Origin of the sequence: Sandaracinus amylolyticus, assembly GCF_000737325.1 — a bacterium.
Taxonomy (GTDB): domain Bacteria; phylum Myxococcota_A; class Polyangia; order Polyangiales; family Sandaracinaceae; genus Sandaracinus; species Sandaracinus amylolyticus.
Genome location: NZ_CP011125.1, coordinates 9,662,087 through 9,683,266, shown reverse-complemented (window position 1 = coordinate 9,683,266; position 21,180 = coordinate 9,662,087). Strand labels below are relative to the sequence as shown.

The 21,180-nt window shown below is 70.7% G+C and carries 10 protein-coding genes; 5 read left to right on the top strand and 5 right to left on the bottom strand.

Annotated elements, in window-relative coordinates:
- The first annotated feature begins 14 nt into the window (after positions 1-14).
- The 3 genes from DB32_RS40950 to DB32_RS40940 are packed head-to-tail and all read left to right on the top strand — an operon-like array spanning position 15 to position 2,279.
- Positions 15-1,163 carry a response regulator gene (locus DB32_RS40950; protein ID WP_053238097.1) on the top strand — a complete coding sequence of 383 codons (1,149 nt, stop codon included), beginning with the start codon at positions 15-17 and terminating at the stop codon, positions 1,161-1,163.
- 15 nt (positions 1,164-1,178) lie between these two features.
- On the top strand, positions 1,179-1,544 hold the full coding sequence (locus DB32_RS40945) for a hypothetical protein (protein WP_053238096.1): 366 nt from the start codon (positions 1,179-1,181) through the stop codon (positions 1,542-1,544).
- A gap of 9 nt (positions 1,545-1,553) precedes the next feature.
- Positions 1,554-2,279 carry a GTP-binding protein gene (locus DB32_RS40940; RefSeq protein WP_053238095.1) on the top strand — a complete coding sequence of 242 codons (726 nt, stop codon included), beginning with the start codon at positions 1,554-1,556 and terminating at the stop codon, positions 2,277-2,279.
- On the opposite strand, the gene DB32_RS40935 is transcribed toward DB32_RS40940, so the two are convergent.
- The 5 genes from DB32_RS40935 to DB32_RS40915 form a co-directional block, all read right to left on the bottom strand.
- Entirely contained in the window at positions 2,266-3,498 is a 1,233-nt protein-coding gene (locus DB32_RS40935; RefSeq protein ID WP_083458382.1) for a metallophosphoesterase, read from the bottom strand. The genes DB32_RS40940 and DB32_RS40935 overlap by 14 nt on opposite strands.
- Before the next feature lie 83 nt (positions 3,499-3,581).
- The gene (locus tag DB32_RS40930; protein ID WP_053238093.1) at positions 3,582-4,943 is read right to left on the bottom strand and encodes a BamA/TamA family outer membrane protein; all 1,362 of its coding nucleotides are present in this window, start codon (positions 4,941-4,943) and stop codon (positions 3,582-3,584) included.
- Positions 4,940-6,607 carry a hypothetical protein gene (locus DB32_RS40925; protein ID WP_053238092.1) on the bottom strand — a complete coding sequence of 556 codons (1,668 nt, stop codon included), beginning with the start codon at positions 6,605-6,607 and terminating at the stop codon, positions 4,940-4,942. Before DB32_RS40925 ends, DB32_RS40930 begins: the two co-directional genes overlap by 4 nt.
- Positions 6,608-6,755: 148 nt before the next feature.
- Positions 6,756-7,628, bottom strand: a complete 873-nt coding sequence (locus DB32_RS40920; protein WP_053238091.1) for a DMT family transporter — start codon at positions 7,626-7,628, stop codon at positions 6,756-6,758.
- 121 nt (positions 7,629-7,749) lie between these two features.
- Positions 7,750-9,810, bottom strand: a complete 2,061-nt coding sequence (locus DB32_RS40915) for a GMC family oxidoreductase (RefSeq protein ID WP_169791718.1) — start codon at positions 9,808-9,810, stop codon at positions 7,750-7,752.
- A gap of 545 nt (positions 9,811-10,355) precedes the next feature.
- Here DB32_RS40915 and DB32_RS40910 point away from each other — a divergent pair.
- Both DB32_RS40910 and DB32_RS40905 read left to right on the top strand, forming a co-directional pair.
- Positions 10,356-10,892, top strand: a complete 537-nt coding sequence (locus DB32_RS40910; protein WP_157070280.1) for a hypothetical protein — start codon at positions 10,356-10,358, stop codon at positions 10,890-10,892.
- A 408-nt stretch (positions 10,893-11,300) separates the two neighbouring features.
- Entirely contained in the window at positions 11,301-21,176 is a 9,876-nt protein-coding gene (locus DB32_RS40905; RefSeq protein WP_157070277.1) for an Ig-like domain-containing protein, read from the top strand.
- Positions 21,177-21,180: the final 4 nt, after the last annotated feature.

Below are 21,180 nucleotides of genomic sequence, written 5' to 3'. Positions count from 1 at the left end.
GCAACGGCCCGGACATGGCGAGCCACGCGAAGGTTCCGATCGAAGTTGCACACGCGCGTGTGCGCGTGTGTGTGATCGACCTCGACGCGCAGTCGCGCAAGCGGCTCGAGAGGGTGCTCTCCGAGCGCGACGACGTCGACCTCGTGACGTCGGGTGACGCGGAGATCGTCGTCGCGCCGTTCGACGGACGCTCCATCCCGCCACCCAGCGGGCGCACGTGGGTGCTCGCCGTCGCGGCGAGCAGCGCGCTCTCCGACGCGCTCGACCAGGGTGCCGACGACGTGCTGCTGCAGCCGTTCACCGCCGAGGAGGCGCGCGCGCGCATCGCGTTCGCGCTGCGCCACGTGAGCCGTCCTCGGGGCGCGACGCCGCGCGCCGCGCTCGCGGAGGCGCTGGCGCATCCGCGCGGAGGCGAGGTGGTGGTGCGCGTCGGTGACGAGACCACGCGCATCCACGTGCACGAGGGCCGCATCGTCTGGGTGCACCGCGCGGGCGAGCCCACGGGGCTCAGCGACGTGTTCCCCGCGCTCGATCGTCGCGAGGCCGCGGAGCTGACGCGCACTGCGCGCGAGACGCGACGGCACTTCGCCGACGTGCTCGTCGATCGCGGGCGCCTCGATGCCGCGGAGGTGCGCGAGGGCGTGCGCCGCTTCGTGGAAGCGCGGCTGGGCCCGACGCTCGACGCCGACGGCGCGGTCGCGCTCTTCGCGCCCGGCACGCTCGCCTATCACGCGCAGCTCTCGTTCGAGCGTCGCGAGGTCGCGCGCCCCACCCAGCCGCCGCCGCTCACGACGCGCGCGTCGGGCACGGTCGAGACGGTCGGGCGCGAGGCCTGGGTCGGCCTCGTCGCGGCGCTCCGCGGGAACGGTGCGTGCTCGGTCGCGATCCTCGACTGCGCGACCGGCGTCGCGGTGCTCGACGACGGCGACGACCTCGACACCGCGATCGCGTGGGGCCTCGCGCGCCTGATCACGCTCGACGGCGCGGCGCGCTCCGACGTGATGCTCGGCGGCGAGCGCGCGCACGTCGCGCGCGCACTGCCCGGCTCCGATCGCTTCGTGGTGTACGTCGCCTACGACGACCCCGCGGTGAACCTCGCGCTCGCGCGGCACGAGCTCGCCGCCGCGCTCGCATCGACCCCTTCCGCCACGCACGGAGCGTGAGCCTCGAGGAGAGACATGGCCGACATCAAGACATCGCTCGCGCAGATCCTGCAGATCGACGGCGCCACCGGCGCCGCGCTCGTCGACTTCCAGTCGGGCATGACGCTCGGCACCGCGGGCGCACCGGGCTTCGATCTCGAGCTCGCCGCGGCGGGCAACACCGAGGTCGTGCGCGCCAAGAAGAAGATCCGCGACAAGCTCGGCGTGCAGATGCAGATCGAGGACATCCTCATCTCGCTCTCGGGCCAGTACCACCTGATCCGCATGGTCGGGACGAGCCTCTTCTTCTACGTCGTGCTCGATCGCAGCCGATCGAACCTCGGCCTCGCGCGCCGCGAGCTCGAGTCGATCGAGAAGGCGCTCCAGATCGACCGTCGCTGAGCGATCGTCGTGGCGCGCTTCGATCGCGAGACGGGGCAGCTGGTGCTGCGGGTCGTCTACGACGGCCCGTCGCGCGCCGGCAAGACGACGAACGTCCGCACGCTCGCGTCGCTGCTGCCCGTCTCGCGCCGCTCGACGGTGCGGACGCCGGCGGAGACGCCGGGCGGATCGACGCTGCGCTACGACCTGCTCGACGTCGACGTCGGTCGCGTCGACTCGGCGCGCGGCGAGCATCCCGCGCGCTGCGAGGTGTTCAGCGTGCCGGGGCAGCTCTCGCTCGCGTCGCAGCGCGTCGCGCTGCTGTCGGCGGCCGACGTCGCGGTGCTCGTGCTCGACGCGACGCCGGGCGCGCACCGCCGGAACCGCGTGTCGCTCGAGGCGCTGCGCGCGTTCCGCGCGAGCGGGCTGCTCGAGGACGTGCCGCTCGTGCTCCAGGCCAACAAGCAGGACGTCGCGGGCGCGCTCTCGGGCGAGGCGCTCGCCGCCGCGCTCGACATCCCCGCGCGCCGCGTGATCGACGCGATCGCGGTGCGCGGGGAGGGTGTGCGCGAGACGTTCTTCGCGGCGCTCGCGATCGCCCGCGACGCGGCGCGTCCCTCGCTCGAGGCAGACGCGGTGCCGGTGCACGAGGGCTCCGATCCCGAGCGCACCGCCGGCGAGCTCGAGGGGCGCGTCGGCGGCGCGATCGATCGCGTGCTGCGCGCGATCGAGGACGACGAGCTCAGCGCTTCGTGAGCTCGACTCCGTCGAACTCGCGACCCGTGCCGTCGATCGCGTGGAGGCGCAGCCGCTCGCGATCGGCCTCGATCGACACGAAGTGGAACGCGGTCGTCGAGAACGCGGTGAACCACGACTTGCCCACGCTGCGCACGCTGCGTCCTCCGCCGCCGGTCACGACGTAGGTCACGCCCTCGATCGGGTTGGTGCGCTCGTAGTCGTGATCGTCGCCGCTCACGACGAGGTCGACACCGCCGTCGATGAAGAGCCGCTGGAACGCGTCGCGCAGGCTGCGATCACCGCCGTGGAAGCCGCTCGAGTAGAGCGGCGTCGAGATCACCGCGATCGTCCACGGCGAGCCCGCGTGCTCGGCGAGGTCGCGCTGCAGGAACGTGCGCTGCGGGCGCAGATCGACGTTCGAGTCGAGCACGACGACGTGCACCGGGCCCCAGTCGAACGAGTAGAAGCGCTCACTGCCGCTCGCGCGATCCGGCAGCGCGAACGCCTCGAGGTACGGCCCGGCCGAGCCCGTCGCGTGATCGTGATCGCCGATCGACGGGAAGAACGGGACCGAGGCCATGAGCTGCCCGTACATCGCGAAGTGCTTCGCCTCGAGCTGCCCGAGCGTGCCGTCTTCGTACGCGAGATCGCCGGTGTGCAGCACCGCGTCCATCGCGACGGTGCCGAGCTGCTCGCCGACCGCGACCTGATCGGCGTTCGCGCCGCCCGAGTCGCCGAACACCACGATGCGCGCGGTGCCCTCACCGGTGCGCGGCGCGGTGCGGAACCCGGTCGGTCCGTACACCACGTCGCCGTCGCGCGTGCGCAGGCGATAGCAGTAGATGCGATCGGGCTCGAGGCCGAGCAGCGGCACGCTCATCTGGCGCGCGTCGCGCAGGTAGCGCGTCTCGTCGAGCGCGGGCTCCGCGACGGTCGGCTCGTCGCCCTCCTGCTGCCACAGCTCGAGCAGCTCCGCGTGCTCGGCGCTGGTCGTCCACACCACGCGCGCCGAGTCGTGCGAGACCGACTGCACGTACGCCCAGCGCTTCACGTCGCCGCCCGGCTCCGCCCACTCGCCGCACTGCGCGCGGATCTCCGCGAACACGTCGACGCGCTGCGCCGGCGGATCGAGCAGATCCCCGGTCGTCGGTGACGCGAGGATGCCGTTCATGTCGTTGGCGCAGCCCGCGAGCACGAGCAGCACGAGGAAGGAGGAACCGACCGGAATGCGAGTCATGCGACGCGAGAACGTCGTGCTCTCGGCACCGACGTAAAGTGGGGATGTTTGCCGCGCTGTGAGCGTGGCGCGTCGCCACGGGATCAGAACCCCTGACGACTGCCGAAGACGAGCTGCACCGAGTCGATGCCCGCGCCGTCGACGAACGGCGCAGTGCCCGCCGCGACGGCGATCTCGACCGCGCCGTCGGGCTCGCCCGCGGTCGCGATGCCCATGCCGAACGAGAGACGCAGCCGCTCGAGCGCGAAGTCCTCGAGGTGCGCCCCGAACGCATTGCCCACCGACACGTGGAGCCGTCCGTCGAGCCGCGTCCAGATCGGATAGCGATACTCGAGCGTCGTCGCGACCGCGCTGCGTCCGCGGAGCTGACCGCGCAGGAAGCCCTGCATCAAGAGCTCCTCTTCACCGAGCGCGATCAGATCGGTGAACGGGATCTCCTCGTCGCCCAGCGGGTCCGCGAAGCGCGCGATGCCCCAGAGGCCGAGCACGCGATGCGCGCCGAGGTCGAGGAACGTGCCGACGCCGCCGCCCCAGCGCGCCCACCGGCGGCGCATCGGATCGTCGAGATCGAACACGAGCTCGCCGTGCGCTTCCACGCGCACGCCGTGGCCCGGCGCGGGCTCGGGCTCGCGGGTGTCGAGCGCGAACGACGCGCGCGATCGCGACACTGCGTACGGGCGATCGAGCCCGGGCGGCGCTTGGATCTCGCCCTGCGCGATGCCCTCCGCCATCGACGGAGAGTTGTTGGACAGCGCCGCGTAACCGCGCGGATCGAATTCGTGTCCGTCGACGCCGGTGATCACCTCGATGCGGCTCTCGCGCCAGAAGCGATCGGCGCGCACGCCGAGCTGCGCCTCGTACCACGCCTCGCGGAAGCGGTACTGCACCGCGCGCGCGTCCCAGCCGAGCCCCGAGAACACGCGGTCGGGGCGACGTCCGCCTTCGCCGCGCAGCTCGACGCGGAACCCCGAGCCCGTCGCGATCGCGTACGACGCGCTGCCCTGCAGGTAGTCGACGCCGCCGAAGTTGAACGAGGCGCCGAGCGAGTGCCCGGGCGCGACGTCGTCGTTCGAGAAGAACAAGAGACCGCCCGAGGGCTGGAGGCCGTACGCGACGAAGAACGTCGGCACGATGCCGGAGCGACGCTCGTTCCAGGTGAGCGCGTCGAGCAGCAGCGTGGGCCAGCGCTCCCGCTCCGCGGTCTCGAGGACGAGCCCGATCGGACGGCGGATGCCGTAGTCGAGCACGAGCGTGACCGGGAAGAAGACCACGCGCGGGACCCAGAGCAGCACCTCGCCCGCGTCGGGGCCCGGCTCGGCGCGACCGTCGTAGTCGGGGCGCGCGCGATGCGCGGTGATCGGCGCGTCCGGAGCCTCTTGCGCGTGCGCCGAGGACGCGACCGCGAGCACCGTGACGATCGCGAAGAAGAGCGCGCGCCACGTCATCGCGTCACCTCGCTCGCACCGTCCGTGCGCCGCTCGAGCCCCACCACGCGCCACGTCTCTCCGCGCTGCGCGAGGTGCACGTCGATCGGGTGCGTCTGCTCGCGACCGATCGTCCCCGAGCGCACGCGCACGATCGCGTAGCTCCGCGCGTGCTCCGGCATCGCGACGCACACGCGCGCGCCGTCCATCCGGATCGGCAGCGCGCCGATCACGCGCTGCTCCTCGTCGATCCACGCCGCCGCATGCGCTCGCGCGCGCACGCCGCGCAGCCCCGACGACACCGCGTGATCTTCGAGGCACAGCGCGCCCTCGTGCACCTCCGGCGACGCGAGCGCCGACACGCGCGTGAGCCATCGCTCGAGCACGCGCTCGCGACGTCCGAGCATCACCTCGAGCAAGCGCTCCTCGACGCGCGGATCGGAGAACCGACCGAGCGCGATCGCCGCGCGCAGGTGCGCCTCGTCGAAGCGCGAGACGATCCGCGCCATCCACGCGCAGTCGCGCTCGGTGCGACGCTCGAACGCGCCGTTCCAGTAGTTCGGGCGCCACGCGTCGGGATCGAACCGCTCGACGTCGTAGTAACCGAGGATCGGCCAGGTGGGCCCGCGCTCCGCGTCGTCCCAGGGCCGTCGTACGAGCCCGAGCGTGAGGAGATCCTCGGCGACGTGCTGCCCGTCGATCCACTGCGAGTGCCCGTAGCGCACCTGCTGTCGATGAGGGCCCTGCAGGTACCCGAGCGTGTCGCCGAAGTCGACGAGCCGGTGCAGCACCCAGCCGCGCCCGTCGCCCGTCTCCTCCCACGTCGCGAGCGTGTTGTGCTGGCGCGCGTCCCAGTGATCGAGCCACGCGTTGATCACGAACATCCCGCGCAGCTCGCGACGATCCTCGTGCGGCACGACGTCGTTGAGGTCGACGTCCCACGTGCCACGGTAGTCCCACGGGCCGAGCGCCGGCGAGTCGAACATCAGGCTCGCGGTCGCGCGCAGGCCGTGCTCGCCCTCCTGGAACACGGCGAGGATCTCCGCGAGATCCTCCTCTGTCATCGCGCGATCGGCGCCGTCGAGGCGCGCGCGCGGATCGAGCGAGACCGACGCGCGCTCGAAGTACACGACGCGGTTGCACGGCACGTGATAGCCGGCGGCGTGATAGAGCGCGGCGACGATCGCGTCCGCCGCGGTCGTCTGCTCGGGCTGCGTCTCGCGATCGGCCTTCAGCACGAAGCGCCGCCCGCTCGCGTCTTCGATCACGAAGCCGCTCGTCGCGCCGTCGCGCTTGCCCGACACGACGCGCCACGGCAGCACCGGCTCCTCGAACCCCTCGCCGCACGCGCCCGCCGCGAGCGCCTCGGGGCTGATCGCGCGCATGCCGATGCGGTTCTCGAAGAAGCTCGAGTCGGGCACCTCGTCGACGGCGTTCACGTTCACCGACTCGCCGCTGGTGTCGAACGCGAGCGCGCGCGCCGCCGGCCGCACGATCAGGTTGTCGGCCGCGTCCCAGATCTCCGGCGCGAAGCGCGCGTCCGGGCGTGGACCGAATGGATGTCGATCGTCGTCGCGCCAGACGATCGGCGTCGTCGTCGCGAACGAACGTGGACCGCTCGCACATCCGAGCGCGCCGACCGCGGCGAGCACGACCGCGACGCGCGTGAACGACCCCGTACCCATGCTCCGGAGCCCTGAGCAAAGGGAGCGCCACGCCAGGCCAGAATTGCGAAATCCTCGCGACTTCCGCGTGATCCGGCGCGAGGCAGCGTGCGCCGGGGAGCGCGTCCTCTGGGGCGTGATCGCAGCGGAGCGCGGCCTTCCGCCACGCTCACGCCGAGCGTCGCATCCCGACCATCACGCCCGCGATCGTCACGACGCACCCCGCGATCACCAGCGGCGTCGGGACCTCGGCGAGGATCGGCACCGCGAGCAGCGTCGAGAGCACGGGCTCGGCGCAGGTGGCGAGCCCCACCATCGTGGGCGTGGCGCGGCGCAGCGCGCGCGTGAGGAGCGTGTGCCCGACCACCTGCGGGACGAGCGCGGACAGCGCGATCCAACCGAGCGCCGCGCCGTCGAGGTGCGCGAGGACGTCGACGCCGAGCGCCGTCTCCGCCGCGCACACGAGGCCGAGCGCCAGCGCGCCGACGCCCGCCGCGACGCTCGAGAACGCGAGCGGCTCGAGGCGCTCGCCGAGCTCGCGCGCGACGAGCAGGTAGAGCGCCATCGCGAGCGCGCCGACGAGCGCGAGCACGTCGCCGATCAACGCATCGCGCGAGAGCGACGCGTCGGCGCCCCCGATCATCACCACGCCGATCGTCGTGATCGCGATCGCCCATCCGTGATCGCGCGTCGGGCGGTCGCGCCCTCGGAGCACGCCGATGATCGCGAGCAGCAGCGGCGTCGCGGTGACGAGCGTGACCGACGCCGCGACCGACGTGAGCGCGAGCGACGCGACCCACGTCCCGAAGTGCACCGCGTAGAGCAGCCCCGCGATCGCCGCGCTCCGACGCACCTGACGATCGAGCGTCCCGGCGCGCGCGGCGCGCACCGCCCACGGCGCGAGCAGGACCGCCGCGATCCCGAGCCGCAGCGCCGAGCTGACCAGCGGATCGACGTCGCCGGCGAGCCGCAAGAAGATCGCGGCCCACGCGATCGCGAACGCCCCGACCGCGAGATCGAATGCGACCGATCGCTCGTTCATGAACGATCGTTCACGAATCGGTTCCAGCTGGAGTGCTCGCCGGCGCAGGGCCCGCACGGGAGCGTGCGGAGCACGTGGATGGGAGGGCCCTGAGTCGGCGAGCCGATGTTTCGACTCCCTCTCAGTCGGCGAGGTGCGCGCTCGCGAAGCGCGTCGCGAGGGCGCGCGCGCCGCGGTGGGCGATCGCCTCGATCGTGAGCATCGGGTTCACGCCCGACGCGTTCGGGAAGCACGACGCGTCCATCACGAAGAGCCCGGGCGTGCCGTGCACCTCGTTCTCGTCGCCGCACGCCGAGAGATGTCGATCGGCGCCCATGCGCGCGGTGCCCATCTGATGGTAGCTGCCGTACGTCGTCTGGCAGGGCCCGTACCCGACCTCGTCGACGCGCGAGAGGAACGACGTGATCGGCTCGCCGCTCGCGGGGCGCCACGACACCGGCACCTGCTGCACGCTGCGCACCTCGCGCGCGCCTGCGGCCACGAGCGCCTCGGTCGCGCGCCGCACGCCCTCGCGCACGTTGACGAGATCGCTCGCGCTCGGCGCGTAGTCCCACACCGGCGGACCGAGCGCGCGCGCGCGCACCGTGCCCCAGCCCTCGTCGCGCAGCAGCACCGCGAACGCGGCCCAGTGTCGATAGCTTCGCAGGAGCGACTTCACGTCCGCGCCGCCGGCCCAGCCCTGCAGCAGCGAGAACTCGAGCGGATGGAGCGCGCCCGACTCGAGGCGGAACCCGTACCCGCGTCCGTCGAGGTTCGCGAACTGCGTCGCGATGCGCGCCTGCATCACGCCGCCCCAGGGATCGGTGCGCTCGTCGAATCGACCCCACGCGCCGGTCACCGGATGCACGCGCAGATAGCGTCCGATCGCGTCGCCGTGGATGCGGCTCTTCTGGAGCAGCACCGGCGTGTAGAGCGCGCCGCACGCGACGACGACCGCGCGTCCGAACACCGTGAGCGGCACGCGCGTTCCGTCGCGACGCGTCACCTTCGCGCGCACGCCGACCGCGCGTCCGTTCTCCATCACGATGCGCTCGGCGTCCGCGCAGGTGACGAGGCGCGCGCCCGCGCTCGACGCGTCCTCGAGCCAGGTGCGCATCGTCGATTGTTTGGCGCCGCTCCGACAGCCGAAGTTGCAGAACCCGCAGCGCTCGTCCTGCGCGCAACCGCGCACGTCGCGCGGCATCGGCTCGCAGCTCCATCCGAGGCGCGAGCACGCCTCTTCGAGGAACCGATCGCGCGCCCAAGGGCGCGACTCGGAGGTGGTCACTCCGATTCGCTCGCTGACTGCCTCGATCGAGCGCTGGAATTCCGCGCCTTCGAACACGTCGCGAAATCCGGCGACACGATCCCACTCCGCGCGAACGGCCGCGGGGGTCGCGAGCGACGTCGAGTAGTTCACGACCGTGCCGCCGCCGAGACAACGACCGCTGATGAGCGCAGTGCCGAGATCGCTGCTGAGCACCGTCGCGTACATCGCGCGATCGGCCTCGCGCGGATCGTGGGTCATGTCGCGCTCGGCGACGTACGGGCCCTTCTCGAGCACCACGACGTCGAGGCCTGCTTTGGCGAGCACGCCCGCGGCGACGCCACCCCCCGCGCCCGAGCCGACGATCACGACGTCGCACGTCCACGTCGCGGGCCGCTCGACGGAGATCGGCGACAGACGACGCGGCACGTCGGGCGGCGGAGAGAGCGGCCCGGGGTACTGCATCGCGTCCCAGATCGGAGCGCGCGAGTGCCCGGCCTCGGAGCTCGTGATCAGCGCGAAGACGAGCTGACGCATCGTCTTGAACGCCTGTCGCACGAAGAGACGCGGAGAGCGCCCCATCTCGAGCAACACCGCTTCTCCCTCGAGCGACGAGAGCGAGTCGAACGCGCGCGCCCGACCGAAGAGCGCGTATCCGCCGGTGCGTGATCCGAAGAGCCTCAGCAGCGCTTTGATCGCGAGACGATCGGCGTCGTGCGGCAGCTCGGCGAGCAGCCCGGGCAGTCGCGCGGCGAGCCCGAGATCGCGCGCCGAGAGACGATCCCCGGGGCGATCGGAGGCGAGCGAAGGAAAGAACGCATCCGCGATCGCCTCGAACGTGCGCAGCTCCGAGCGATCGAGCCGGATCACGCTGGGCCCGGGCGCAGCAGGCATCGTCGGCGGCTCGGGCGGGACCGAGAAGTGCGATGGACGCATCGCGGACGATGATGCCCGAAGTCCGGCGACGATCGCGACGCGCCCGATCTGCATTGGCGTGAACGTCTGCCGCGCACTGCTCGCAGGCATGCGCTACCGCGAACCGACGATCCCAGCCGCGAACGGCCGCCCCACACACATGGTACATGTCCGACGTGGGGACATCGCGATCGCTGTGTGCGCTCGTCGCTCTTGCGGGCGTCGCGGGAGCTTGCGAGGGGCGGAGCGCCGAGCCGCAGGAGCTCCCGAGCCCACCCGCCCTAGCCGGCGAAGCGCCGTCGATCGTCGCTCCGACCGACGTCTCCTCGGCGAGCTTCCCGAGCGACGGACGCGCGGCCGACGACTGCGCATCCCGGGCTCCTCCGTCCGATTTCACATTGATGATCGGAGAGGTCGTCGGGGCGCGTCGCGCGCGATCGGGAGCTCACATCATCATCAGAAGCGACGGTGCCTGGACAGCAGTGGATCCCAGTGTCCATCCGCACGCGGGACCCCCTTGGGCGCCCGACGGAGGCACGCTCTGGTGGCGAGCGAAGATCCGTGGGTTGCTCGATCGTCATGCACTGTCGCGTCTGCTCTGCGTGATGGATCGCGCCGACGTCTGGAGCGCAGTACCGGACGCGAGTGACTGCCGCATCCCTGCCGACCTGGGCTCCGCGACCCGCACGATCGAGATCCGCGCAGAAGGTCGCGCGCGTCGCCTCGAGATCGCGCCCGGAGCGTGCACCGAGACGAACGCTTCGCTCGCCGCGTTCGTCCGCACCGTGCGAGACATGATCGGTTGGGACCTGATTCGCACCGGACCCAACACGATCGTGAGCGAGTGGGGAGCGTCCGACTGCTTCGATGGGTTGCGAGAAGACGTCAGCCTGTCGCTCACGATGATGCTGGGCGCTGACGCCGCCCTGACGCGCGCCGAGCTGCACTCCTTCGCTGGGCCCCGCGCGGAGATCGCGACGTGCATCGAAGCGAGATCTCGTGCGAGCGCGTGGCCGGCCGACGTCCGACGAGCCCTTGGCGCGGGTGGGGCGCGCGTCGTGAGCGTCGATGTGTCGCTGACCGCGGCTAGCCGCGGTCGGTGACCAGTCGGGTCATCCAAACATCCGTCCTCATTCGAACATCGATCGCCGGATTGAGCGCGTCCGCGTTTCGCGCATCATCGCGCCATGACTCGGCGATCCCGTTGGATAGCGACATCCTTCTCCGCGTTCTCGTTGTGGTGGAGCGCGTGCACATCGACGAACGCAGACGTTGCCAGTGCCTCCGCTGCGGGCCGTGAGGCGGGCAGACCCGTTCGGCAGATTGCGTTCGTCCTCCATCCTGGCGCATCCGAAGGGGAAGACTGCGTACCCGACGGGCCCCCGGAGGTTCTCTTCGCATCCTATCGTTGCCGCAGCGGTGGCCCGCGACCGTGGGCCTTGCAGCGCGAGGGCTTGATCAACGCGATTGCGTCCTATCTTCCGGTCGACGGAAGCGTCGCCGTATCGGTCGTGCTCGCGACGGTCGGCCAGATGTCGTCCGACTCGGACGGCGTGGAGCACCTCGAGGGCAGCCGTGTCGCGATCCCGTACCGGGTGATCCGCGGCGCGCAGGCGCGAGCAGCGTTGATCGCGGAGATCCGAGCGCTCGATCTGCCCGTCGTGCGCCACCTGCCGCCCGCGCGGGATCAATGCCTGCCTGGCTATCCCGGGGGCGAGTGCACCCCACCTGCAGATCCCGCTTGGGGGTTCCACGTCGCTGCGGAGCACATCGGGGAACGCGCCCTGCCGCAGGTACGCCAAGAGATCTGCCTGGCCGTCGGCCGTCTCGATCCGCTGTGGATGCCCAACGCGCGCACCGACCTCGGCCACACACGGCCTTACGTACCCAACTACCCCAGGGAGGCGTTCGCGCCATCCGTGGCGTTTGCGTCCGCGCGCGAGCTGAGCAATCCGATCGATCGCGTCTCGGTCGTTGCTGTCGAATCGGACCGAGAATGGGCGCAGCCAGTCGACCTGCTCACGCGAGTCCACTGGACCTCCGAGGGCGATCTGCCGTCCGAAATCCGCCTCCGTTGGCGTGGCTGGGACGGCCTCCACGAGGTGCCCGTGGCGCGCGACCTGACCATCGCGCTCGACCCGCGGTGGGGGGCTGATCAGGTCGCAGTCGCAATCGTCGACGCGATCAACGAAGCCGTCGACGTGCCCGGCATCTTCGACGCCGAAGCGAGCTCGGACGGCTTCATCGCGCAGCGCTACGTCTCTTCGGAGGTCGATGAACCCATCACGCTGGAGCTCGATGCGGTCGCGACGAATCAGCTCCGGCTGGAGCCGTTCCCGGCGGCCGTGACTGGCGCCCGCGCAGTCTCGCAGTGGGGCGCGGCGACTCGACTCACGAACGGGCGGATGGTGGTGGGCGATGATCCCGAGTCGTGGGAACGGGGATTCGGGTCCTGCATCATCCCCGACATCGAGCTCGCGGCAATCGAAGCCAATCAGATCATCCAGGATTGGCACAACACCGTGCCATTGATCGAAGGCAAGGCGACACTCGTGCGTTTGTTCATGCAGCTCTCGCGTGAGGAGCGGCAGCGGAGCAGCGCGGCGCACGGACCGACCGTCACGGTGCGACTCCACGGGTATCGATGCAGTGAGCCCGCACCGGCTCCGTGCGACCGGGTCGAGACGTTCGCGCCGATGATTGGGACGCAGGACGCCGCCGTCCCTCGCGTCGCCGGCCGCGCACATCGCGCAGCATACGCATTTCCACTCCACTTCCGACTACCGGCGGAATGGCTCCGTGGACACATCGAGATCGAGGCTGCGCTGATCGGGGGACAGCTTCGATGCCGCGAGCATGCGGACGCCGAGACTCCCGGCGTGCCGGGGGACTGTCGGGCTCGACTGTCATTCGTGCGGCACGACGGGCCGATGCTGGCGATCTCGCCGCTGCGATTCGACACCGGTCATCCACAGCTCGACGTGCCCGAGACGGATGAGTGGTGGAACGTGATCGGATTCGCGACCGAGATCCTGCCCGTCTCTTCTGGCCAGGAGCGATACGACATGCGGACCGCGCAGCTCCGCACGCCACGCGCGGTTGCGTTCCCGGGGCTCGGCATGAACGCGAACGACGCGAACTACCTGCACCTCGTCCACACGTATGCGTACTACTTGCGCCAGTACGAATGTGACGCTGCGAATTGCGACGTCGGTGTCGTCGTCGCGGCGGTCTCCGCGGAGGCCCGCGACGTCGCCGCAGGCGTGGGCGCCGACGGTGTCGCCACGTTCAGCATGAACAGTACGACCACGGCCGCACACGAGCTCAGTCACGCGTTGGGCCGCCATCACGTGAACTTCTGCATGACGCCGCAGCGCGCCAGTGCGTGTCCCGAGCCGTACCCCTGGATGTTCCTAGCGGCCGGCCTCGACGATCCTGCGTGGGCGAATCCGCAGCTCAGACCGGCGCTCGGCCCGCTCACCCAAGGCCTCGACCGCGAGATTTTCGGCTGTGACCTCCGCGAGGGCCTGATCCACGCTACCGGCGATGCATGGGACTACATGAGCTATTGCTCGGCGCCCGCGAGATGGACGTCGTGGTTCGAGTACGAGCGACTGCTGCGTCCCGTGGAAGGCGGCGCGCATGGCGACAACATCGCTCGATTCACGCGAGCTCCTTGGGAACCGGTCGAATGGGACCTCCTCGAGCCCTGTGACGAGTCGAAGCCAGATTTCTCGCCGCTCGAGCCACCCTATGCCGTGCCGAGCCCGCGCCGCTTGATCGCCGGATGGGTCGATGAGAGCGGCCATGTCGTATTCCTTCCGTCCGTGCACCGCGACCGCCACGTCACCCGTATCACCGCGTTGGATCCCGATGGCACCAGCGCGAGGATCGAGGCGTCGGACGGCACCGTGCTCTTCGAAGGCGGAGTGCCGCTCATCGAGCCCGAAGAACAGGGCGATGACGCGCCGTCGATCTTCGCCGCATTCGTGCCCGTTCTTCCCGATGCGCAGCGGGTCCACATCGTCCGAGGGGGACACGTGCTCGGTACCCTCGAGGCGAGCCCGAACGTCCCTTCGGCGCAGCTGCGGGTCACGACGTCATCGTCGGCAGCGCGCGTGCAGCTCGACGCGTCCGACGCCGACCACGATTCACTGACTGCCATCCTCGAGTACAGTCCAGACGGTACACGCTGGCAGGTCGTCGGAGTCGGCCCGTCCACCGAGACGTTCCACGTTCCGTTCCGCTACCTCCACGGGAGCTCGAACGGGCGCCTTCGAGTCAGCGTGAGCGACGGCTTCTCATCGACTGCCGTCGTCTCCGACGGATTCGTCGTTCCGAACCAACCGCCGTTTGCATCCATCATCGAGCCTCGCGCCGATGCCGTGATTGGACGGCACGAGACTGTTCACTTCCGCGCGTACGCGCTCGATCGAGAAGACGATGGCCTCGGAGCTCGAGCACTCGTCTGGTCGTCGGACCGCGACGGTCTCCTCGGGACCGGATCTCCCGACGTGAATGTGTCGGAGCTTTCCGCTGGCGAACACGTCATCACGGTCACCGCAACCGACAGCGCCGGCAATCAGAGCCAATCCTCGAGTCGAATCACCGTTCGCTCGCCGCGCCCGGCGGGCGCTGACCTCGCACTGCGAACGGTTCTTCCGGATGCGATCCAGATCGGAGAGACTGCGGAGGTCGAAGCGGTCATCACGAACGTCGGCGGCACTTCCACCAGTGGCGACGTCGATCTCGCGATCACGATGCCCGCGGGGATCTCGATTCATGAGATCCACGCCGAAGATCTCGCGTGCACCATGGTCGACGCCGCCGCGCGCTGTACGGCCGACTCGCTGATCATCGAGCCGCACTGGAGCACCGCAGTTCGATTGATCGTCGGCGCGGCCGATCGCGGAGAAGGCTCTTACGAAGCGATCGCCGTCGCGCGCCTCACCGCCGCAGGCGACGTCGACGACCGCAACGACGAAGTCGAGTGGGGCCTCGCCGTGAGCGCGCTCGACGTGGTCGCGCGCGACCTCGATCCCGAGGGTGTGGCACCGGGCGCCGAGCTCTCGGGCGCGGTCGACGTCACCAATCGTTCGAGCGGCGTGGTAGAGGCCCCGTTCGCGGTGGAGACCACGCTCGACGCGCGGCTCGACATCCTCGACGCGAGTGGGCCCGGCTGGTCGTGCGTGCACGTCGCGAGCTCGCTGCGCTGCGATCAAGTGCGCGACGCCCTGCCGGGGAACGAGAGCGCGGCTCCGATCGTCGTGCGTGCGCGCGTGCGTCGCGGCGCGGTCGTATCGAGCGACTGGCGCCTGGACGTCGACGGTCCCGCTTCGCTGGCACCAGGCGAGGAGGGCGAATATCGCATCACCGGCACGAACCACGGTACCGGACCTCATCCGGGCCCGGTGCACGTCGAGCTCGCGTGGCCCGACGCGCACCTCGTCGTGTCGGTGCGGAGCGACGCGTTCGCGTGCGCGGCGCGAGTGAACGCGATCACCTGTCATCGCGAAGCCGAAGTTCCTGCGGGCGTGACGCTCGCGCCGATCTTGGTCCGGGTGCGCCGTGATGCGCCCGGTGACCTGCGCATCACCACGACGCCACCCGACGCGCTGACGCCGGGCGCGGCTGCCGACTACGTCGTTCGTGTGGAGAACGTCGGAGTCGGCACGTTCTACGGGACTGCCACGGTGAGCGCGGCCTTTCCTTCGAGCGAGACCGTCGAGGCCTCGTCCGGCGACGGCTGGCGCTGCACCACGGACGCGCACTCGATCGACTGCGCGCACTCGGACACGCACATCGTCTCGGGCGAAGCACTGCCGCTCTTGCGCGTGACCGTGCGCGCGGAGGCGTTCGGTGAGCTCGACGCGGGTCAGCCCGATCTCGACGGCGGGACGCCAGTCTCCGACTCCGGTGCTTCGATCGACGCGGCGCGCGATTCCGGCCCGACCTGGACGCGCGGAGTCGATGTCTCGGTGAGGGCTGGCGATGTTCGTGCGGTGGATCGGGACCCCTCGCTCGCCGATCCCGGATTCCGGCTCTCCGGCGTGTCCGATGGCTTGTGGTACGACTACGAGTACCCGTTCCGGCCGGGGCGACGCATCAACACGCTGATCCCCGCGTCGGGTGGAACCGACTACGGCGATGGGACGGAGGTGCTCGACGCGCCTCCGGCGCCGCCGAACCAGGTCTATCGGTCGTACCACCAGCCCGTCCAGGGCGGGTATTGGCACTACGACGTCTATCTACGCAACGTCGGCGACGCCCCGACGCTGGGTCCGATCGAGGTCGCGCTCACGCTCCCGCCCGGCGTCCGATTCGATCCGACGGTCGCGCTCACCGGGCAATCGAGCGTCCCGGAGGGCTGGAGCTGTGTGCTCGCGGATCCAGTGCTGACCTGCACGCGCGCCGAAGGGCTCCCGGCGATGCAGCGGCGTGGCGTCGTGCTCCCGATCCGTTTGCGCGTCGAGCTCGATGCGGATCGCGTCCAGCCGATCGACGTCGTGGTGCGCGTTCCGGGCGACGTCGACGCGAGCAACGACGTCGTGCACGACCGGCTGTACGACGTGCATCAGCCCTGGGGCCCCACGATGCGCGAGCGTGCCGAGGATCATCTTCCCCCAGCGCCGCTCGCGATCGATCTCACGACGTCGCGCACCAGCGTGCACGAAGCGAGCGCGCTCGATGTCGCCGTCGCGGTCAGCAGCACGAGCTCATCTCCGCTCGTCGCGCGTGCGATCGAGGTCGAGCTGTTCCGCGGCGAGACGCTCGTCGTCGTCGAGAGCGTGGGTGGCGACGGCTGGTCGTGTGACGCGCGCTGGGGCAGCGCGACCTGCCGTCGAGCCGATGCCGGCGCGCTCGAGCCGGGGGCTACACTTCCTCCGATCACCGCGCGCGTCGCGGCGGGGCCCGACGAGGACGGAGTGATGCCGATCTCCGTTTCGGCGCGAACCGACGACACCCGCCGAGTGTGGCAGTCGACGAGCATCGACGTGCACGAGTCGGATTGGGACCTGACTGGCACGCTCGTGTATTCTGCGTGTCCACCGGACTCCGACTGTCGGCCGCTCCACGATCCCGAGTCGACGGACGACGGCGAGCGCATGCCTCGCGTGCAGCTGCTCGACCTCGCGCGGCGGATCCGCGAGGAGGTCCCGTTCGCGCGCAGCTTCGCGGGCACGGAGCGCCTCGCGTGGGCCTCGGAGACGACGCTCTCGCCGACCGGCGATCGTGTGCTCGCAGTCCTGACTCGCGACACCGAGACCCTCTACGAGGTCTCGCTCGATCGGCGTGAGCCCGACGGCCGTTTGTCGACTCGCTATGTCGGGGGGCCGGAATCTCTCGGCTCTGGCGCGTACTCGGCCGACGGTGGAGCAGTCGTGCTCGGCGGCTCCATGACGCTTCCCGTCAGCGGGTCGGCTCTGTTGCCGTGGGACATCGACCGTCAGAACGACGTCGACGCGCTCGCGCTGCAACCCGCGTTCTCGCCCGATGCGCGGCAGATCGCGTTTCAGCGCGGCATGCCCGCGCAGATCTGGACCATCGACGTCGAGCGCAGCTCGGATGGCACCTGGAGCCCGACCAGCGAGCCGCGACGACTGACCGACGCGGCCGGGCGTCGTGAGACGGCGCCCGAGTACTCCCCCGATGGCAGCTGCGTCGCGTTCGCGACCGACGATGGGATCGTGCTGCGGTCGCTGACCGATGGCACCGAGCGGCTGCTCACGCACGCTGTGCGCGGCGAAGCCGATGGTCGTCCGACGTTCTCGCCCGACGGCCGCTGGATCGCGTTCGAGCGCGGGCCGCGCGAAGGGTTCGTGGAGGACCCGGCGCGGAAGCCGGAGAACTGGCGTCATCGCCGTCGGATCCTCGGCACCGTCTTCTTGCCGTTCGAGCACGGCATCTTCGCGCTTCCCGTCGAGGGCGGAGTGCCTCGGCTGATCGCGCGCGGTCGACACCCGAGCTGGGGCCCCGAGCGCGCCCTCGCGGCAATCCCGACCTCGCTTCCGGTCGCCGCGGCTCCTCCGATCGCACCGCCGGCGATCCGCATCGAGACGTCGCCGAGCGCGTTGGTCGTGCCGGAAGGCGGATCCCTCGAGATCGTCGGGTCGGTCGCTGCTGACGTCGCGCTAGACGGTCCGGTGCATGCGCTCGCGATCGTCGATCAGCTCTCGCTGCCATCCGCGGATCGCCGTACCCGCCGCGGGCTGACGCGACGCGCGGCGCGCGAGGTTCCACCCGACTGGGCGCCGCGCGCCGTCCATCCCGCGTTCTGCGACGTCTCGCGATCGCTCGACCTGTCACGGTGCCAGTCGGTCGCGCTCGTGCGTGGGCTGCGAGACGTGCCGGAGCTCGATGTCTCGGTGATGACGTTCGGCGCCGACATGCAGCACCGAGCGCCGTCGCAACCCTACATCCCGAGCGTCTTCATCGAGGATGTCGGGCCCGCGGAGGGCGTGCAGTCGGTCACCACACCCGCGGCCGATCTGGACGCGGATGGGCTCGCCGATCCCGACGAGACGATCGCGCTCGTCGCGACCACCGCGTGCTCCGACTCCGGCTACGGCGGCCGCTCCACGGCGTTCGCGCCACTGCCCAGCGCGGGCATGACGTGCCGGGTCGAGAACGCGCAACTCACGTACGACGACGTGCTCGCCGCGATGAACACGCATTTCGCGGCGCAGCCCGAAGGACGACGCGTCGCGTACCTCGTGTCGTCTGGCCGCGATCACGTGAGCGAGGATGGCGACTCGCCGCTCGCCGCGGCCATCCGCGCCGGCACGGTCGTGCACGGCGTCGGACGAGCCGCGCAGCCGGCGGCGCTGGATCTCGTCATCATCGTCGACGACCGGCTCGGTCGCGCGCGCGAGGCGCTCGCGCGCGCGATGACGATTCTCGCAGCGTCGAACGAGGCGCACACGCGCGTCCTCTTGGTGTCGGGTGAGAGCTGGCTCGCCGGCACGGCCCTGAGCGCAGATCCGCGCGCGACACATCTGCAGCACTCGTTCGGCGGCGAGTCTCCGATGCGCGCGATCAGCTCGCGGCAGCTCGAGCTCGCGGCGTGGGCACGACGCGACAGCGCGCTGCGCGTGCTCGTCGTGACCGATCACGACGTGAGGCCCCTCGGTGTCGTCACGGTGCTTCACGACCTCGATCGCGTCTTCGGTCGTGCCGCCGAGGTGCACGTGATCGCCCCCGAGGGCGCGCCCGGGCGTCCCGAGTCGTCCCCGTGCGATACGCAGCTCGCGCCGTTCGGTCGCGCGGCGAATCTCTACGAGATAGCCAGCATCACCGGAGGCCGCCGGACGTCGATCTGTCGCGACGACTTCACGCCCGCGATCGAGGCGTTGCTCGATCGCGGCGCGATCGACGCGATCTCGGAGTGCGATCCATCGAGCCCGCTGCGCCACATCACCGACGCGACCGGAGGGCGCTGTCAGACGATCGACTGGGCTGCGCCCGCGATCCCGTTCCTGCCCTGGACGGACCGTGACGGGCGAGATCACGTGGAGCAGGTCGAGCTCGCGCTCGGGGATCAGCGCGTGCTCGCGACGCTCGATGGCTCGGGCCGTTTCCGCGCGACGTTTCCGAGCGTGCCGGGCGGGACACACCAGGTGACCGCGTTCGCGCGCACCACGTCGGGTCGCGAAGCGACCACCACGAGCACGGTGCGCGGCAATCGCGCGCCGAGCGCCGCCGACGATGCGATCGCGGTCGTTCAGCGAATCGGGTCCGTGCGGGTGCTCTTGAACGATCGCGACGATGACGGCGATGCGCTCCGTGTCGTGTCGTGGACGCAGCCCGCGCACGGCACCGTGGCGTGCGATCCCGCTGGCCAGTGCCAGTACTCGACGACGCGCAGCGACGTTCGCGAGGACTCGTTCGAGTACGAGATCACCGACGCGTACGGGCTCCGCGCGCGGGCGCGCGTGAGCGTGTCGATCGACACGAACCGCGCGCCGAGCGCGCGCGACTTCGTCGTGCGCGTCGCGCCGTTCGGCGCGGTGCGTCTCGACGTGCTCTCGAACGCGAGCGACCCGGACGGAGACCCGCTCACCGTCACGACGCTCACTCCGTCGATGGGAGACATCCGCTGCGCGCAGAGCGAGTGCTCCTATCGCTCGCGCGCGTCGGCGGGAAGCGACACCGTGTACTACGCGGTCCGCGATCCCTCCGGGCTCTCGGCGAGCGGTCGGATCACCGTGATCGCCGACGCGACCGCGCCGCTCTTCCGCGCGACGGTCTCGAGCCCGAGCTCCACGACCGGAGGCGAGCCCTTCGCCGTCGACGTCGTGGTCACGAACGACGGCACGAGCGAGGGGAGCGGGGTCGTGTTCGAGCACGCACTGCCCGCTCCGTTCGTGCTCGAGTCGAGCGCGGGCGCTGGGTGGGTGTGTCGCGCTGCGACGAGCGTCGTGTGCGTCCACTCGAGCGCCGTCGCGCCCGGGGCGTCCCTTCCGTCGCTGCGGCTCGTGCTGCGCACGCCGGTGAGCGCGTCGTCGGCGTCGTCGTGGATGTCGACGTGGACCAATGGCGTCGTGTGGGGTCGTGCCGTCGAGCTCCACGGTCCGACCCGTGATCGCATCGCGTTCGGGTCGGTCGCGCAGCCCACGGGCGTGATCGACGAGGTACGCACGATCACGCTCGAGGTCGTGAACGTCGGAACCGTCGGCACCGAGGTCGGAAACGTCCTCGTGTCCACGCCGAAGTCGATCGCGATTCTCGACGTCGTCGGCGCCGCATGGGCGCCCGACTCGGCGGGCGTCGCATGGTTCGACGCACGCGTGATCGCGCCGGGCGAGCGCGTCGCGTACACGATTCGCGTGCAGCCGAGCGCAGAAGGCGAGCACGAGATTGGCATCACGCTCTCCTCGGACGACGTCGCGTCGAACGACCACACCACGGTGTGGCTCGCCGTGAGCGCGCCGGCGCCCGCGCGCGACGACGCGTGCTGGCGCGGCGAGCCCGACCCGACGGTGTGCGGCACGAACGGACAGACGTTCGTCGATCGATGCGAGCTCGCGGAGGAGGTCGGCATCGAGCACGACGGTCGCTGCGATCTCGCACTCGCGATCCCCGATGCGAGCACGACCGGCGTTACGACCGAAATCGACGTCATCGGTGGCGAGGGCTCGATCGAGGTGGGCGTGGCGGTCGAGGTGGCGCACCGGCGCCGTGGCGACCTGCGCGTCGTGCTCGTCACGCCCTCGGGCGCGACACGCACGCTCACGAGCCCGAGCAGTAGCACTGCGCGCGACTTCACTTGGCGGGGCGCGCTGCGCCTCGGCTCGCCCGGCGCGAACGGGACGTGGCATCTCCGGGTGATCGACAGCGTTACGGCGAACACCGGCGAGATCCGCTTCTTCTCGATCACACCACGCTGAGCAC

Bases quoted from the DNA above. Each gene is read 5' to 3' on its own strand.
- DB32_RS40920 (WP_053238091.1), bottom strand. From the start codon at position 7,628: ATGAACGAGCGATCGGTCGCATTCGATCTCGCGGTCGGGGCGTTCGCG.
- DB32_RS40930 (WP_053238093.1), bottom strand. From the start codon at position 4,943: ATGACGTGGCGCGCGCTCTTCTTCGCGATCGTCACGGTGCTCGCGGTC.
- DB32_RS40935 (WP_083458382.1), bottom strand. From the start codon at position 3,498: ATGACTCGCATTCCGGTCGGTTCCTCCTTCCTCGTGCTGCTCGTGCTC.
- DB32_RS40915 (WP_169791718.1), bottom strand. From the start codon at position 9,810: ATGCGTCCATCGCACTTCTCGGTCCCGCCCGAGCCGCCGACGATGCCT.
- DB32_RS40950 (WP_053238097.1), top strand. From the start codon at position 15: ATGGCGAGCCACGCGAAGGTTCCGATCGAAGTTGCACACGCGCGTGTG.
- DB32_RS40945 (WP_053238096.1), top strand. From the start codon at position 1,179: ATGGCCGACATCAAGACATCGCTCGCGCAGATCCTGCAGATCGACGGC.
- DB32_RS40925 (WP_053238092.1), bottom strand. From the start codon at position 6,607: ATGGGTACGGGGTCGTTCACGCGCGTCGCGGTCGTGCTCGCCGCGGTC.